Annotated in this window: 1 pseudogene; it reads right to left on the bottom strand. The window is 76.0% G+C overall.

Annotated elements, in window-relative coordinates:
• Positions 1-907: pseudogene (locus G3573_RS21675) on the bottom strand (hypothetical protein); the annotation flags it as partial.

Raw genomic sequence — 907 nt, 5'->3', positions numbered from 1 at the left:
CGCCGCCGCTCACCGAGTTGGTGCCGCCGGCCGCGACGCCGCCCTGCAGGGCGAAGCCGCCGTTGCCGCCGCCGCCGCCGATGGACTGCGCCAGCAGGCCGATGGAGCCGTTCCCGTCGGTGGTCAGCTGGCCGTCGCTGGTCACCTTGACCAGGCTGGACAGGCCGCCGTCGCCGGCGCTGCCGCCGATCGAGGCGCCGAGCGACACCGAGGTGGTGGAGGACAGCGCGCCGGTGATGTTGCCGGACCAGCCGCCGTTGCCGCCGCCGCCGCCGATCGACTGGGCGATCATGGCGTGGGCGTAGTCGCCGTGGGTGGCGATGACGGAGTCGCTGTCGACCTCGACCTCGCCGCCGACGCCGCCGCCCGCGCCCGAGCCGCCGAGCGCCAGGCCCAGGCTGACCGAGGTGTTGCTGCTGACCGCCAGCGAGCCGTTCAGCGCGAAGCCGCCGTTGCCGCCGCCGCCGCCCACCGACTGGGCGAACAGGCCGTGGGCGTCGTCGCCCTCGGTGATCAGCGTGCCGTCGCTGATGACGGTGACCTTGGAGGAATTGGCGCCGGAGCCGCCGTTGCCGCCGATCGAGGCGCTGGCCACCGGCGAAGTGCCGGCCGAGCCCGCCACGGTGATGGCGCCCGACCAGCCGCCGTTGCCGCCGCCGCCGCCGACCGACTGGGCGAACAGGGCGTGGCCGCCTTCGCCCAGGGTGCCGACGTCGGCGTGGTTGGTGACGTTGACGATGCCGCCGATCCCGCCGGAACCGCCGGTGCCGCCGACCGCGACGCCCAGCGCCACGGCGTTGCCGCCGCTGCCGCTGACGTTGCCGGCGACCGCGAAGCCGCCGTTGCCGCCGCCGCCGCCGACCGACTGGGCGAACACGCCCATGGCGCCCGCGCCGTGAGTGAGGAT

The organism is Caulobacter sp. 17J65-9 (genome assembly GCF_010975005.1).
Lineage (GTDB): Bacteria > Pseudomonadota > Alphaproteobacteria > Caulobacterales > Caulobacteraceae > 17J80-11.
This window is presented reverse-complemented; position numbering and strand designations above follow the sequence as displayed.